Annotated in this window: 11 protein-coding genes; 2 read left to right on the top strand and 9 right to left on the bottom strand. The window is 75.1% G+C overall.

From position 1 onward, the window contains the following. Positions 1-52: 52 nt before the first annotated feature. From ABD317_RS25450 to ABD317_RS25475, 6 genes are all read right to left on the bottom strand, one after another. Entirely contained in the window at positions 53-526 is a 474-nt protein-coding gene (locus ABD317_RS25450; RefSeq protein ID WP_344292331.1) for a GNAT family N-acetyltransferase, read from the bottom strand. Continuing rightward, on the bottom strand, positions 510-1,802 hold the full coding sequence (gene purB / locus ABD317_RS25455; RefSeq protein ID WP_344292333.1) for an adenylosuccinate lyase: 1,293 nt from the start codon (positions 1,800-1,802) through the stop codon (positions 510-512). The genes ABD317_RS25450 and purB overlap by 17 nt, the downstream gene beginning before the upstream one ends. A 103-nt stretch (positions 1,803-1,905) precedes the next feature. Then, positions 1,906-3,417 carry a type I glutamate--ammonia ligase gene (locus tag ABD317_RS25460; protein ID WP_344292335.1) on the bottom strand — a complete coding sequence of 504 codons (1,512 nt, stop codon included), beginning with the start codon at positions 3,415-3,417 and terminating at the stop codon, positions 1,906-1,908. A gap of 3 nt (positions 3,418-3,420) precedes the next feature. Further along, a complete protein-coding gene (locus tag ABD317_RS25465; protein ID WP_344292337.1) occupies positions 3,421-4,839 on the bottom strand; it encodes an amidase in 1,419 nt (472 codons plus the stop codon). Then, entirely contained in the window at positions 4,836-6,812 is a 1,977-nt protein-coding gene (locus tag ABD317_RS25470) for a hypothetical protein (protein WP_344292340.1), read from the bottom strand. Before ABD317_RS25470 ends, ABD317_RS25465 begins: the two co-directional genes overlap by 4 nt. After that, the gene (locus ABD317_RS25475; RefSeq protein WP_027755486.1) at positions 6,809-7,135 is read right to left on the bottom strand and encodes an ATP-binding protein; all 327 of its coding nucleotides are present in this window, start codon (positions 7,133-7,135) and stop codon (positions 6,809-6,811) included. Before ABD317_RS25475 ends, ABD317_RS25470 begins: the two co-directional genes overlap by 4 nt. Before the next feature lie 227 nt (positions 7,136-7,362). Here ABD317_RS25475 and ABD317_RS25480 point away from each other — a divergent pair, with 227 nt between their 5' ends. After that, on the top strand, positions 7,363-7,815 hold the full coding sequence (locus ABD317_RS25480; protein ID WP_344292343.1) for a VOC family protein: 453 nt from the start codon (positions 7,363-7,365) through the stop codon (positions 7,813-7,815). A gap of 82 nt (positions 7,816-7,897) precedes the next feature. Here ABD317_RS25480 and ABD317_RS25485 read toward each other — a convergent pair whose 3' ends face one another. Continuing rightward, on the bottom strand, positions 7,898-8,353 hold the full coding sequence (locus ABD317_RS25485) for a carboxymuconolactone decarboxylase family protein (protein ID WP_027755487.1): 456 nt from the start codon (positions 8,351-8,353) through the stop codon (positions 7,898-7,900). Positions 8,354-8,516: 163 nt separating this feature from the next. Continuing rightward, positions 8,517-10,637, bottom strand: coding sequence for an MMPL family transporter (locus ABD317_RS25490; protein ID WP_344292345.1), 2,121 nt, complete (start codon positions 10,635-10,637; stop codon positions 8,517-8,519). Positions 10,638-10,916: 279 nt separating this feature from the next. Between ABD317_RS25490 and ABD317_RS25495 the strand changes: the two genes are divergently transcribed. Beyond that, positions 10,917-11,795 (top strand): sigma-70 family RNA polymerase sigma factor, encoded by an 879-nt coding sequence (locus ABD317_RS25495; protein ID WP_344292348.1) that lies wholly within the window; start codon positions 10,917-10,919, stop codon positions 11,793-11,795. Positions 11,796-11,803: 8 nt separating this feature from the next. Here ABD317_RS25495 and ABD317_RS25500 read toward each other — a convergent pair whose 3' ends face one another. Then, complete coding sequence (locus tag ABD317_RS25500) at positions 11,804-12,676, bottom strand: alpha/beta hydrolase (protein WP_344292350.1); 873 nt, start codon at positions 12,674-12,676, stop codon at positions 11,804-11,806. Positions 12,677-12,683: the final 7 nt, after the last annotated feature.

Raw genomic sequence — 12,683 nt, forward strand, 5'->3', positions numbered from 1 at the left:
TCCGCGGCGCGGGCGGCGGGCAGCGCGTGGGCGGCGGTGGCCGGCGGTGGGCCTACGGACGTGTGGCCGGGCCGTCGCCGGAAGCGGGCCCGGGCCCGGTGCGCGGGGCGGCCAGCGGCTGCCCGGGGCCCAGCACCCACGCCGAGTCGTGCCGGGTGAAGCCGACGCGCGGGTAGTAGCCGGTCGCCGCGGGCGCCGAGAGCAGCACCAGCTTCGCCTCCGGCGCCTCCGCCCGGGTCGCCTCGATCAGCGCACGCCCCATCCCCGAGCGCTGGTGGCGGGCCACGACGGCGATGTCGGAGAGGTAGGTGACGTAGGCGAAGTCGGAGATACTGCGGGCGATGCCGACGAGCGTGCCGTCCGCCTCCCGGGCGGTCACGATCAGGTTGGCCCGGCGCACCATGGCCGCCATCCGGTCGCGGTCGGCCACGGGCCGCCGCTCGCCGAGGCCCGAGTCGCGGTAGACCGCCAGCACGTCGTCCAGATCGAGGTCCCGGCCGTCGGCGTGCTCAGTCTTCCAGCTCATCGAGCTTCTCCAATCGCCGCAGCACGACGTCGTGGTGGCCGAGGAAGCGCCCGGGTCCCGGCTCCACCGCGAGCGCGACGCCCTCCTCGGCCAGGGTGTCCGCGAACGGGCGTCCCGAGGCCGCCGTACGGTTCGCTGCGGCCTGTGCCGAACGGTACGCCTCCTCCCGCTCTGCGCCGTCTCCCAGCATGTCGTACAGCACGGCGGAGCTGTAGACCAGGCCGCCGGTCGCGTCGAGCGCGGCGCGCATCCGCCCGGGGTGCACGCGCAGCCCGGCGACCAGCTCCGCCGCCCGGGTGGCCTGGAAGTGCCCGACCGCGAGGCCGTCGGGCAGGATGACCCGCTCGACGGACTGGTGGGCGAGGTCGCGTTCGTGCCAGAGGGCGACGTCCTCCAGCGCGGCCGTGGCGTAGCCGCGCAGCAGCCGCGCGAGCCCGCACAGCCGCTCGCTGGTCGTCGGGTTGCGCTTGTGCGGCATGGCGCTGGAGCCCTGGTACGCCGCCGACGCCCGCGGCTCCTCGACCTCGGCGACCTCGGTCCGCTGCAGCAGCCGCAGCTCCAGCGCGATCTGCTCCACGCAGGCGCCCATGGCGGCCACGGCCTGCAGCAGCTGGGCGTGCCGGTCGCGGGCGACGACCTGGCTGGGCGCCGGCTCGGCGGCCAGCCCCAGCGACGCGCAGACGTACGCCTCGACGGCCGGGTCGATCAGCGCGTACGTCCCGACGGCGCCGGAGACCGTGCCGACCGCGACCGCGTCGCGCGCCGCCGCCAGCCGCGCGAGGGAGCGGTCGACGGCGAAGGCGTAGCCGGCGAGCTTGTGGCCGAAGGTGGTGGGCTCGGCGTGCACGCCGTGGGTGCGGCCGACCATGAGGGTGCCCCAGTGCTCGCGCGCCCGGTCCACCAGCACCCGGCGCAGCCGCCGGCCGGCGGCCGTCAGCAGGTCGGTGGCCCGGGCCAGGGTGTGGCCGAGCGCGGTGTCCACCAGGTCGTAGCTGGTCATCCCCAGATGCACCCAGCGGGCCGAGGCGTCGGGGATGTCCTCGCAGTACGCGGCGAGGAACGACAGCACCTCGTGGTCGCGCTCCTTCTCGATCTCGGCGACCCGGGCGGCGAGCGGGACCCGGGCCCGGCGCATGTCCGCCACGGCGTCCGCGGGCACGAGGCCGAGCCGCGCCTGCGCCTCGGACGCCAGGATCTCGACGCGCACCCAGGTGGCGTACCGGGACTGGTCGGAGAAGAGATCCGCCATCTCCGGGAGGGTGTAACGGGGAATCATCAGCGACCTCTGTCCTCTGTCCTCGTGTCGGCTCGTGTCGGCTCGTGTCGGCTCGTCCGCTCGTCCGCTCGTCCGCTTGTGTCCGTTCGGGCGCGGCCGGCGGTCAGTACGCCTCGAAGTACTCGCGGTGCTCCCACTCGGTGACCCCGTCGTCGCCCGGCCCGGCCGAGGCGCACCACGCCTCGTACCGGCGCAGCTCGCTCTCCTTGAGCTTGGCCAGGCAGGCCGCGAGCGGCGCGCCCAGCAGCCGGTCGGCGCGGCCGGCGCGGAAGGCGGCCAGCGCCTCCCCGAGCGACTGCGGGACGAACTGCGCCTGCGCCCCCGCCGCGCGCGGGGCGGACTCCGGTCCGCCGAGGCCCTCAAGGCCGTCGAGCCCGGCGAACAGCTGGGCGGCGAGGGCCAGATACGGGTTCGCGCACGGCTCGCCGCTGCGGTTCTCGATGTGCGCGCCGGTGCTACCGCCGACCATGCGGAGCATGACGGTGCGGTCCTCCACGCTCCAGTCGACCCGGGTGGGCGCCAGCGGGTGCCGGGCGTCGAGCCGGCGGTAGCCGTTGACCGTGGGCACGGCGAGCAGGAACAGCTCGCGGTGCCAGGCGAGCAGCCCGTCCGCGTACGCCTTGGCCGCGGGCGACGGGCCGCCGGCGGGGCCCTCGGCGGCGAAGAGGTTGCGCCCGCTGGCCGCGTCCCGCACCGACTGGTGCAGGTGCCAGCCGCCGGGGTCGAAGGAGTCCAGCCGCGGCAGCGACATGAACGAGGCGTGGTGGCCGCGGCGCGCGCACCACCGCTTGACCGCGGTGCGGAACAGCAGCATCGCGTCGGCGGTGTCGAGCGCGGACATCGGGGCGAAGGTGGACTCGATCTGGCCGGGGCCCGACTCGTGCTCCATCGAGCGCAGCGGCAGGCCGAGCGCCAGCAGGTGCTGGGCCAGCGGGTCGGTGATGTGGGCGACGGAGTCGTAGCGGGCGTCCAGGTTGAACTGGTAGCCGGGGTTCATGGCCGCCACCCGCGGCGCCCCGCCCTGCCGCCCGAAGCCGTTGCCCTCGTTGCCGGGGGCGCCGCCGTCGAGCAGCCGCGTCAGGTGCCACTCGACCTCCAGGCCCACGGCGGGCGCGTGGCCGTGCCCGGCGTAGCGCTGCTCAAGCCGGCGCAGCACCGCGCGCGACGACAGCGGGTGGGGGGTGCCGTCGCGCAGGTACTCGTCGCCGACGACCCACGCGGTGCGGGGCTCGCTGCCGGGCAGCACCTGGAACGTCAGCGGGTCGGGCACCAGGATGAAGTTCCCCGCGCCGGTGATCTCCTCCACCCCGATGCCGGGTTCGCCGGCGAAGTCGACGGCGATGGCGTGCCCGGTGTCGAAGAGGAACGGCCCGGGGCTGAAGTTCATGCCGTTGCGCAGCACGGAGCGGAAGGCGTCCGCGGTCAGCGTCTTGGAGCGGGCCAGGCCGTGCGGATCGGGGAAGACCAGGCGTACGAGGTCGAGCTGCACGAGGCCGGCCTCGATCCGCTCGGCGGCGGCGAACTGCTCCTCGTCCCACAGCCCGTGGTCGGAGACGAACGAGGGGCTGCCGACGCTGTCCTCGGCGCAGACGGTGCGCCATGACCTGGAGTACATGGTTCAGCGGGTCCTTTCGCTGGCGGAGAGAGCGGGTGCGGCGGCGGGGCGGCCGGGCCGCGCGGGCGGCGGCGGCAGCGTGCCCAGCTCCGTCTGCAGGCGGTGGGCCGCCGCCAGCACCGCGTGGTCGGCGCCGACGGGCCCGGCGAGCTGCACCCCGGCCGGCAGCCCGGCGTCCGTCAGCCCGGCCGGGAGGGAGACCGCGGGCTGGCCGGTCATGTTGAACGGGTACGACGCCGGGGACCACGCCAGCCACAGCAGGTCGCGCGGGTCGGCCGCCCACGCCGGCCCGATCGCGTCGGCGGCGAACGGCTCGATCGGCACGGTGGCCATGGCCAGCAGCCCGTAGGTGCCCATCACCGACCGCAGCTTGAGCCGCAGTTCCTGGCGCACCTCCTCGGCGCGCATCACGTCGGCGCCGCGCAGGGTGCGCCCGTGCCGTACGACGGCCAGCCGGCCCGGATCGCAGTGCTCCTCGTCCGCCGAGGACGTGCCCGCCGCCTCGGCGGCGGCGAGGATGTCGACGAGCGCGGGGTAGAGATGGTCGCAGCGCACCTCGATCCGCTCCACCCGGTGGCCCAGCGCGGCGAGCGCCGCGCACGCCCGCTCGGTGACCCGGCGGACCGGCTCGGAGGTGCCCTCGTACTCGATCCAGCCGACGCGCCGCGGCCGGCCGGCTCGGCGAGCAGCGTCGATCGAGCCGAGCCCGGAGTCGGGGTCGTCGGGGTGCGGCCCGGCGACGGCGGCGGCGAGCGCCGCGGCGTCGGTGACGCTGCGCGCCAGGGTGCCCTGGTGGGCGAGGCGGTCGGCCCCGTTGGGGTGGTACGGGATGCGCCCGTAGGACGGCTTGTAGCCGACGACGCCGCAGAACGCCGCCGGGATCCGCACGGAGCCGGAGCCGTCGGTGCCCAGCGCGCCGTCGCCGAGCCCGGTCGCCACCGCGGCGGCGGCCCCGCCGCTGGAACCGCCGGCGCTGCGCGCGGGGTCGTACGGGTTGCGGGTGGGCGGCGCGACGGGCCCGACGGTGCTGGCGCTCCAGCCGTACTCGGACGTCGTGGTCTTGCCGACGACGACCGCGCCGGCCGCCCGCAGCCGGGCGACGGCCGGCGCCGCGAGGCGGGGCCGCCGGTTGGGCAGCAGCGAGCCCCGGGTGGTCGGCAGGTCCCGGGTCTGCAGCAGGTCCTTGACCGAGACGGTGACCCCGAGCAGCGGGGCGCCGGCCCAGGCGGCCGCGCCGCGCTCGCGGATCCGCGCGTCGGCTTCGGCGGCGGCGCGCAGCGCCTCCTCGCCGGCGGCGGTGACGTACGCGCCCGCGGTGTCCCGTTCGCGGATCGCGGTCAGCACCCGCTCCACGTGCTCCACGACGGTCAGTTCGCCGCGCCGCAGCCGCCGGGTCAGCTCGCCGATCCCGCCGGCCGTCATCGGGGGGCGCCCGCGGGGTCGGGGCGGGGCGCGTCGGTGCCGGTGACGGCGCGCCAGTGCCAGCCGGTGTCGAACGCGGTGACCTCCAGCGGCACGCCGTCGGCCGCCAGGTCCGCGGCGAGGGTGGTGGCGCGGGCGACGAACCGCGACACCCGCTGGGCGGCGAGCACGTCCTGCTCGTCGAACGGGGTGCCCGCGCAGCGCAGCAGCCGCAGGTCGACGAAGCCGTCGAAGGTGCGGCCCAGCACCTCGACCGGCTGCGGGGAGCGGATGGAGTACCGCACCTTGTTGGTGACGTGCCCGTGGTGGTGCAGGTCGGAGAAGAACGCGATGTCCGGGATGGTGGGCGGTACGAAGTGGTCGCGGGCCACCACCGCGGGGTCCCGCGGCAGGTTTCCGGGCACGAAGTGCCAGGAGTTGTACTGCATCCGCGCCGACATCGCCCAGGCGGCGTCGGCGAGCGTGGCGGCGGAGCCGCCGAAGTGGCCGCGCGCCCCGGGCCTGGCCACCACGCAGCAGAAGTAGTGGGAGATGTCCCAGTCGCAGATCTCCGCCCAGCTCTCCGCCTGCAGCCCGCGGATCAGTGCGGGCAGCGAGCGCATGCCGCGGCTCATGGCGAAGTCGGCCCGGAAGACCCCGGCGGCGGCCGTCGCCGTCTCGTACACCAGGGACTCCAGGCCGGTGCCGAAGCCGCCGTGCGGCCGGGCGAGCCAGCTCGGCGCGGCGGCGGCGCTCGCGCCCAGCTCCGCCAGGGTGCCGCCGGTCAGCGGCAGCCGCCCGGCCAGGCGCGCGCTCACGTCCTCGTCCCGCCGCCGCACCGCGGCGGCCGGGGCGGCGGGGCGCTCGGTCTTGTGCATGAGCGCGCCGTGGATCTCGCGGTAGAGCTGGATCCGCCCGCGCACGTGGCGGCGCCGGGTGCCCAGCGCCTCGGCGAGCGCGTGCAGGTCCTCGACGCCGTCGGTCGCGGCGGGCGCGACGGCCGGGCCGCCGGGGACGGCGGCGTAGAGGAGGCGGATGCGCTCCAGCATGGCCGCGACGTGGTCGACGCTCAGCTGCGTGCCGTTGGCCTCCTCGACCCGGCCGGGGCCGGCCGAGCGGATCAGCAGCGTGAGGCAGACGAGGAGCTGCACGTCGCTGTCGGACCACAGCTCCAGGGGCAGCCCCTGCAGGCTGGAAAGCGCGCAGTCGGGGTGGCCGGGCCAGAGGGTCTTGCCGGTCAGGGTGTTCTGGTCCCGGAAGTTCGTGTACTGCCGGTGCTCCTGGTAGAGCACGAACGGGGCGGTGCGCAGGGCCGCCTCCTTGGCCTGCTCCAGCAGTTCGTCGCGGCCCTTCCCGCCCTGCCGGTCCAGCCACGCGCGGCAGTCGGCCACCGCGCGCGCGGTCCGTACGGCGGCGCGGGCCCGCGCGTCGTGGTAGGCGCGTGCCGCGGCCCGCGACCACGGCACCCGCAGCACGCCGCCGACCAGTTCGCGGCGGTCGAGGGGCGGATGCGCCGGGCAGCGCATCACGATCCGGCCGGTGGTGGCCAGCGCCAGCTCGCCGGTGAACACGGACTCGTCTCCCGCGTCCGCACCGCCGTCGCTGTGACCGCCGTCGCTGTGGCCGCCGTCGTCGCCGTCGTACGAGGGGACCGCGGACCCGGCGGCGTCCGCGGCGCCGCCGGCCCGCCAGGTCAGCCCCCACAGGGCGGCGAACGCCGCCTCGTCGTCCGTGCTCAGCGCCCGCAGCTGCACCTCCGGGGGCGCGTGCCCGTCGAGGCCGAGCAGGACGTCGACGGCCGCGCGCGGCCCGTCGGCCGCCCGCGCCCGCTCCCAGACCCGGGCCAGCAGCCCCGGGAACCCGGCGCCGGGCTCGCGCACCCGGTCCGGTTCCGGCGCCGCGCCCGCGCGCGTCCCGAGTCTGCTGGGACGCCGGCTGATCCGCTTCCTGGCGTTGGCCGCACGCCTGCTCTCGCGCTCCGCGGGTCCCGTCATGAGGGATCCGCGGTCAGCTCGACGTGGCTCCACACGGACGCGTCCGTCGGGGTCCAGTCCTCGTCGACGTAGATGCAGTCGACGGGGCATTCGAGCACGCAGGCGGGGCAGCCCGAGCACAGCTCGGGAACGATGATGACGTCCAGCCCGCGGTCGAAGATGGCGCCGAACTCCTCCGGACAGCCGCGCAGACAGCTGTCGCAGGTGATGCACTCCGAGGCCTCGATGCGCCGCGGGGGTTTCCTCCAGTTGTCGCCGCGCGTCCGTGCCGCGATCCGCTCGGCGCGGGCGGACTGCGCGGCCGACATGGCGTGTTCACTCACGGGCCCACTCACCCTCCGGGTGTATTCCGCTGCCGACCACGCATGTTTCCGCGGTCTTCTCGACCACCCCATGAGCTTCGGTGGTGCCGTACTCGACCGCGTTCAACAGCCGCGCGTCCGCGGTCGAACAACAGTGGCCGGCCGCATTCGCCGTCCCGGAGAATCACCGGTGACCCCGACGCGAAACAGGAGCCGCCCCGATGCCTGCCGCGCCCGCACCGAAACTGATGACGTTTCTCACGTTCCGGAACGACGCCGAGGAGGCGGTGGAGTTCTACACCTCGCTCTTCGAGAATTCGGAGGTGGTACGCACCGTCCGGGCCCGCGCGCACGAGCCGGGCTGGCCGGAGGGGGTGCTGCAGCACGCCCTCTTCACCCTCGACGGGCAGTCGTTCATGTGCACCAACATGCCCCCGCCGGGCGCCAAGGGATACGAGGACGCGCCCTGGGACACGTACGCCTTCTCCCCCGCAACCGCGATCTACGTCGCGTGCGAGACGGCCGGGGAGTTCGAGCGCTACTACGCGGCCCTGTCCGAGAAGGGCGAGGTCATCATGCCCGCGGGCGCGTACGAGTTCAGCAGCATGTTCGCCTTTGTGACCGACCGGTTCGGGGTCTCCTGGCGCCTCAACGTCACCCCGTCCGGGCGCCGCCGCAAGGCCGCCGCCGCCCCCTCCTGACCCGCGGCGGCCCCGCGGCCGCAGACGGCCGCCGGGCCGGTCCGCCGCACCGCGGACCGGGCCGGGGCCCGGAGGTGTCCGGTCAGGAACTCCAGTCCTGCGGCACCTGCTTGGTCGTCGCGTTCAGCCGGTTGAACAGGTTGGTCACGGCGATCATGAGGACGATGGCCGCCATGCCCTTCTCGTCGTAGTGCTCGGTGGCCTGGTTCCAGATCTCGTCGGGCACCGGGTCACTGCGGTCGGCCATCCGGGTGGCGGCCTCCGCCAGCGCCAGCGCCGCGCGCTCCGCGTCGGTGAAATACGGGGTCTCGCGCCAGGCGGCAACCGCGGTAAGCCGCTCCTCGGTCTCGCCGCTCTTACGGGCGCCCCGGGAGCCGGAGTCGACGCACGCGCTGCATCCGTTGATCTGGCTGGCGCGCAGATGCACCAGGTCGAGCGTGGTCTTCGGAACCCCGCCGGCATAGATGGCCTTGTACATATCCCCGACGGGCTGCATGGCATCGAGAATCATGGCCGGGTTCTGCATTCGCGGTTGCATGGGAATTTCACTCCTTCTGGAATTGCGTGGCGCCGGATTCCGACGTGCACACTGCTATGACGTCTGGGGGTGCGCAAGTGTGACAGCGGCCCCCAGCGTGTCGGCCGGACGGCGGACGGACGCCGGTCGGGGGAGCCCGGCGCCCGTCCTGCCCGTGCGCCGCTCAGGTGCCGACGCCGGCGGTGGTGCTCTCCACCGGCCGGCCGCCGGCCGGCGGCGGCTGCTTCTCGGGGTGGCCGGGGCGCCAGATCCCCGGGCCGATCTCCAGCGACAGCGCCGGGACCAGCAGGCTGCGTACCAGGAACGTGTCCAGCAGGATGCCGATCGCCACGAGCAGGCCCTGCTGCAGCGACTGCACCGTCGGGATGGTGGCCAGCACGCAGAACGTGGCCGCCAGCACGACCCCCGCGGAGGTGATCACTCCGCCGGTCACCGTGAGCCCGGTCAGCGTGCCCTCGCGGTGGCCGCGGCTCCTGACCTCCTCCCGGACCCGGGTCATCAGGAAGATCGTGTAGTCCACCCCGAGCGCGACCAGGAACAGGAAGCCGATCAGCAGCAGGCTCCGGTCGATGTGGGGGTGGTCGATGGCGTGGAAGAGCAGCGACGCCGCGCCCACGGCGGCGGCGTAGGACACCACCACCGACACCAGCAGCACCAGCGGCGCGACCACCGCCCGCAGCACCAGGACCAGCATGAGCAGCACCACGCCGAGGATCAGCGGGATGAGCAGCATCTCCTCGTCCCGCTGGGCCTCGGAGGTGTCGAGCAGAATCGCGGACTGGCCGCCGACCACGGTGTCCGCGCCCGCCCCGCCGGCGTCGCCGAGGGCGTCGCGCATCCGCTCGACGGTGTCCTTGGCCGCGGAGGTGTCGGGGCCGTCCGCGAGCACCGCCTCGATGTGGGTCCAGCCGCCCGCGGAGCCCGCCGTCGTCGTCGACGCGACGCCGTCCACGCCCTGCACGGCCTGGAGCGCGGCGGCCGCCGCCCCGTCGGGCACGTAGACGTCGGCCGGGGCGGAAGAACCGGCGGGGAAGTGCTCGGCCAGCAGCTCCTGGCCCTCGACGGAGTCGACGGACTTGGTGAACTGCTCGGCCTGGGTCTGGCCGACCTCGACGGTGGTGATCCCGAAGCCGAGGGCCACCAGCACGGCCAGCGACGCGGCGCCGACGGTGCGCGGCCTGCGGCCGACGAGCCGCGCGACCCGGGCCCACCAGCTGTGCTCTTTCTCCACGCCCGCGTCGAACTCCGGGGAGAAGCGCGGGATGACGGGCCAGAACGTCCAGCGGCCGAGGATGACCAGCAGGGCGGGCAGCAGCGAGGTCATCGCCAGGAAGACCACCGCGATGCCGATGGCCACCACCGGGCCGAGGCCCTGGGTGGAGTTCATGCTGCCGAAGACCAGGCAGAGCGTGGCCAGGCCCACGGTGCCCGCGGAGGCCGCGAGCGCCGGCAGCACGCGGCGCACGGCGTTGCGCATCGCCTCGTGGCGGTCCTCGTGGCGGTGCAGTTCCTCGCGGTAGCGGGCGATGAGAAGCAGCGCGTAGTCGGTACCGACGCCGACGCTGATGACGAGCAGGATGTACGTACTGAGCCCGTTGACCAGCAGGTCCGCGTGCTTGGCCAGCAGGTACACCACGCCGCTGGCCACCTGGGAGCCCAGGAACACCACCAGCAGCGGGACGATCCACAGCACCGGGCTCCGGTACGTCAGCAGCAGCAGCACCGCGACGACAGCGAGCGCGGCGCCCAGCAGCGCCCCGTCCATGCCGGCGTAGACGTCGGCGAAGTCGCGGATGCTGCCCGCCTCGCCGGCGACCCGGACCTCCAGGCCGTCGGGCGCGTCGCCCGCGACGACCTCGTCGGCGGCGTCCACGGCGTCGGTGAGGACGCCGTTGTCACTGGGGTCGGTGCGTACGGGGAAGCTGAGGAACGCCGCCTGGCCGTCCTCGGAGATCGCCGGCCGGTCGACCTCGCCGGCGGCGATGCCGTCGCCGATCTCGCCGCGGTCGGCGGTGATCTTCTCACGGTCGGCGGAGGTCAGGCCGCCCTCGCGCGCGTAGACGACGACCGCGGTGCTGCTGTCCCTGTCGTCGAAGTGCTCCTCCGCCAGCTGCACCGCCTGCGTCGACTGCGCGCTGGAGGGCAGCCACGTCTCGGGGTCGTTGTCCTGGACGTCCGCCACCTTGGCCGCCAGCGACCCGCCGGTGGCGATGAGCAGCAGCCAGACCGCGAACACCACCCACTTCGTGCGGCGCCCGGTGACGACGCCGGCGTAGCGGTTCACGAACCCGGTACCCTTGTCCGGATCTTGCCCCGGACTTGCTGATTGCACATGATAAGTCGCCATGAATGCTCGCAAAAAAGTCAGGAGCCTGAGATCGACGGCTCGGGTCGGTGGTCCGTGGGGAAGCGCGGCGAAGGCGCGGCCGGCCGGCGGGCCCGCTGCCTCGTCCGTTCACGCGGATGGTCCGGTTCTTCACTGCTACGACGTCCGGCGGCGCGATGATGTGACAGGCGGCGCCCGGAACGCACGGCGGCACCGGAAGGGAGAGTCAGGGTGGTCATGCACGACAGCGAGCTGCTGGCCCGCACGTTCGAGGAGAAGCGCCCGCGGCTGCAGGCCGTGGCCCACCGCATGCTCGGCTCCAGCGAGGAGGCCGAGGACGCCGTGCAGGAGGCGTGGATCCGCCTGCACCGCTACGGCGCGGAGTCCGTCGACAACCTCGACGCCTGGCTGACCACCGTCGTCGGCCGGGTCTGCCTGGACATACTGCGGGCCCGCAACCGCCGCGAGGAGCTGTTCGAGGACCACGCCGACCCGGCCCCGGCCGCCCCGGCGGACGAGACCGCCGACCCGGAGCAGGCGGCGATGCTGGCCGACTCCGTGGGGCTGGCGCTGCTGGTCGTCCTGGACACGCTGGAGCCGGACGAGCGGCTGGCCTTCGTGCTGCACGACATGTTCGCCGTGCCGTTCAACGACATCGCCGCGGTCATCGAGCGCAGCCCGGCCGCGACGCGGCAGCTGGCCAGCCGCGCCCGCCGCCGCGTCCAGGGCGCGTCGCCGCTGCCCGACCTGCGCCGCCAGCACAAGGTCGTGAGCGCCTTCCTCACCGCCGCCCGGAACGGCGAGTTCGACCGGCTGCTGGCGCTGCTGGCACCGGACGTGGCGATGCAGGCCGACGACGCCGCGGTGCGCATCGGCGCGGCGCAGGCCACGCACGGGGCGCGGGGCGTGGCGAAGATCTTCTCCGGCGGCGCGCAGGCCGCGCGGCTCGCGCTGGTCGACGGGGCGGTGGGCGCCGTATGGCAGTCGAACACCCGCACGATCGTGGCGTTCCGCTTCACCGTCGAGGACGGCCGGGTCACGGCGATCGACCTGGTGGCCGAGCCCGAGCAGCTGGACAAGCTGGACATCGCGGTGCTGGCCCCGAGCCCCTCCTGACGCCCCGGTCACCGGCGGGACACCGCCGCCGGCACCAGGCACTCCTCCAGGAACGCCAGCGCCCCCAGGTGGTACGCACGCGCCGCCCAGCCGAGGCTGAGGTTGTGGCCGGCGTCCGGCCGGCGGTCGACGACGACGCGCGGGGCGGCGGTGAAGCAGGCGGCCATGGCGGCCGGTTCCGCGCCCCCGTGCTCCCACCACCGCTCGTGCTCGGCGAAGGTGAGCCGCACCGGCACCCGTACCCGCGGGGCGATCCGCGCGAACAGCTCCGGGCCGCGGGCGAGATCCGCCGCCTCCCGCTCGGGCACGGGCGCGACCACGGCCGCTCCGGTACGGAACGTGGCCGGCGGGTAGAGCCGCAGCGGGCCCCAGTTCCGGCGCCGGTCCGCGCGGCGGCCGGCGGCGCCGGGGTCGACGCCGGGCGCGTACCGCCGGCCGCAGCCCGAGACGTCCACGCCCAGCAGCCGGTCCCCGTCCCCGGCGTGCGCCGCGAGCGACAGAGCCAGCTTGCCGCCGAAGGAGTGCGCCAGCAGGAACACCCCGGCGCCGGTCGGGTGGCGGGCGGCGTAGCCGGCGACGGCGGCGCGGAGCAGCGGCGTCTGCTCGGCGAGGGGCAGCCCGCGCGGCAGCGCCGCGGCGGAGGCGCCGTAGCCGGGGCGGTCCACGGCGAGCACGGCGTAGCCGAGTGCCGCGCCCAGCCGGAGCAGGGACAGCCCGGGGCAGGCCGGCGCGTCGAAGTAGCGGGCGGTCATGCCGCCGCCGTGCACCGCGACGACCAGCGCCCGCGGGTCGCCGCCGGCCGCCGGCCCGGCGAGCAGGGCGGACAGGGCGACCCCGGCCGCGTCGAGCGTGACGGGGCGTACGGCGACGGCGGGCCCCACGCCGTCC

This window comes from Streptomyces synnematoformans, from assembly GCF_039531005.1.
Lineage (GTDB): Bacteria > Actinomycetota > Actinomycetes > Streptomycetales > Streptomycetaceae > Streptomyces > Streptomyces synnematoformans.

Bases quoted from the DNA above. Each gene is read 5' to 3' on its own strand.
- ABD317_RS25450 (WP_344292331.1), bottom strand. From the start codon at position 526: ATGAGCTGGAAGACTGAGCACGCCGACGGCCGGGACCTCGATCTGGAC.
- purB (WP_344292333.1), bottom strand. From the start codon at position 1,802: ATGATTCCCCGTTACACCCTCCCGGAGATGGCGGATCTCTTCTCCGAC.
- ABD317_RS25460 (WP_344292335.1), bottom strand. From the start codon at position 3,417: ATGTACTCCAGGTCATGGCGCACCGTCTGCGCCGAGGACAGCGTCGGC.
- ABD317_RS25465 (WP_344292337.1), bottom strand. From the start codon at position 4,839: ATGACGGCCGGCGGGATCGGCGAGCTGACCCGGCGGCTGCGGCGCGGC.
- ABD317_RS25470 (WP_344292340.1), bottom strand. From the start codon at position 6,812: ATGACGGGACCCGCGGAGCGCGAGAGCAGGCGTGCGGCCAACGCCAGG.
- ABD317_RS25480 (WP_344292343.1), top strand. From the start codon at position 7,363: ATGACGTTTCTCACGTTCCGGAACGACGCCGAGGAGGCGGTGGAGTTC.
- ABD317_RS25485 (WP_027755487.1), bottom strand. From the start codon at position 8,353: ATGCAACCGCGAATGCAGAACCCGGCCATGATTCTCGATGCCATGCAG.
- ABD317_RS25495 (WP_344292348.1), top strand. From the start codon at position 10,917: ATGCACGACAGCGAGCTGCTGGCCCGCACGTTCGAGGAGAAGCGCCCG.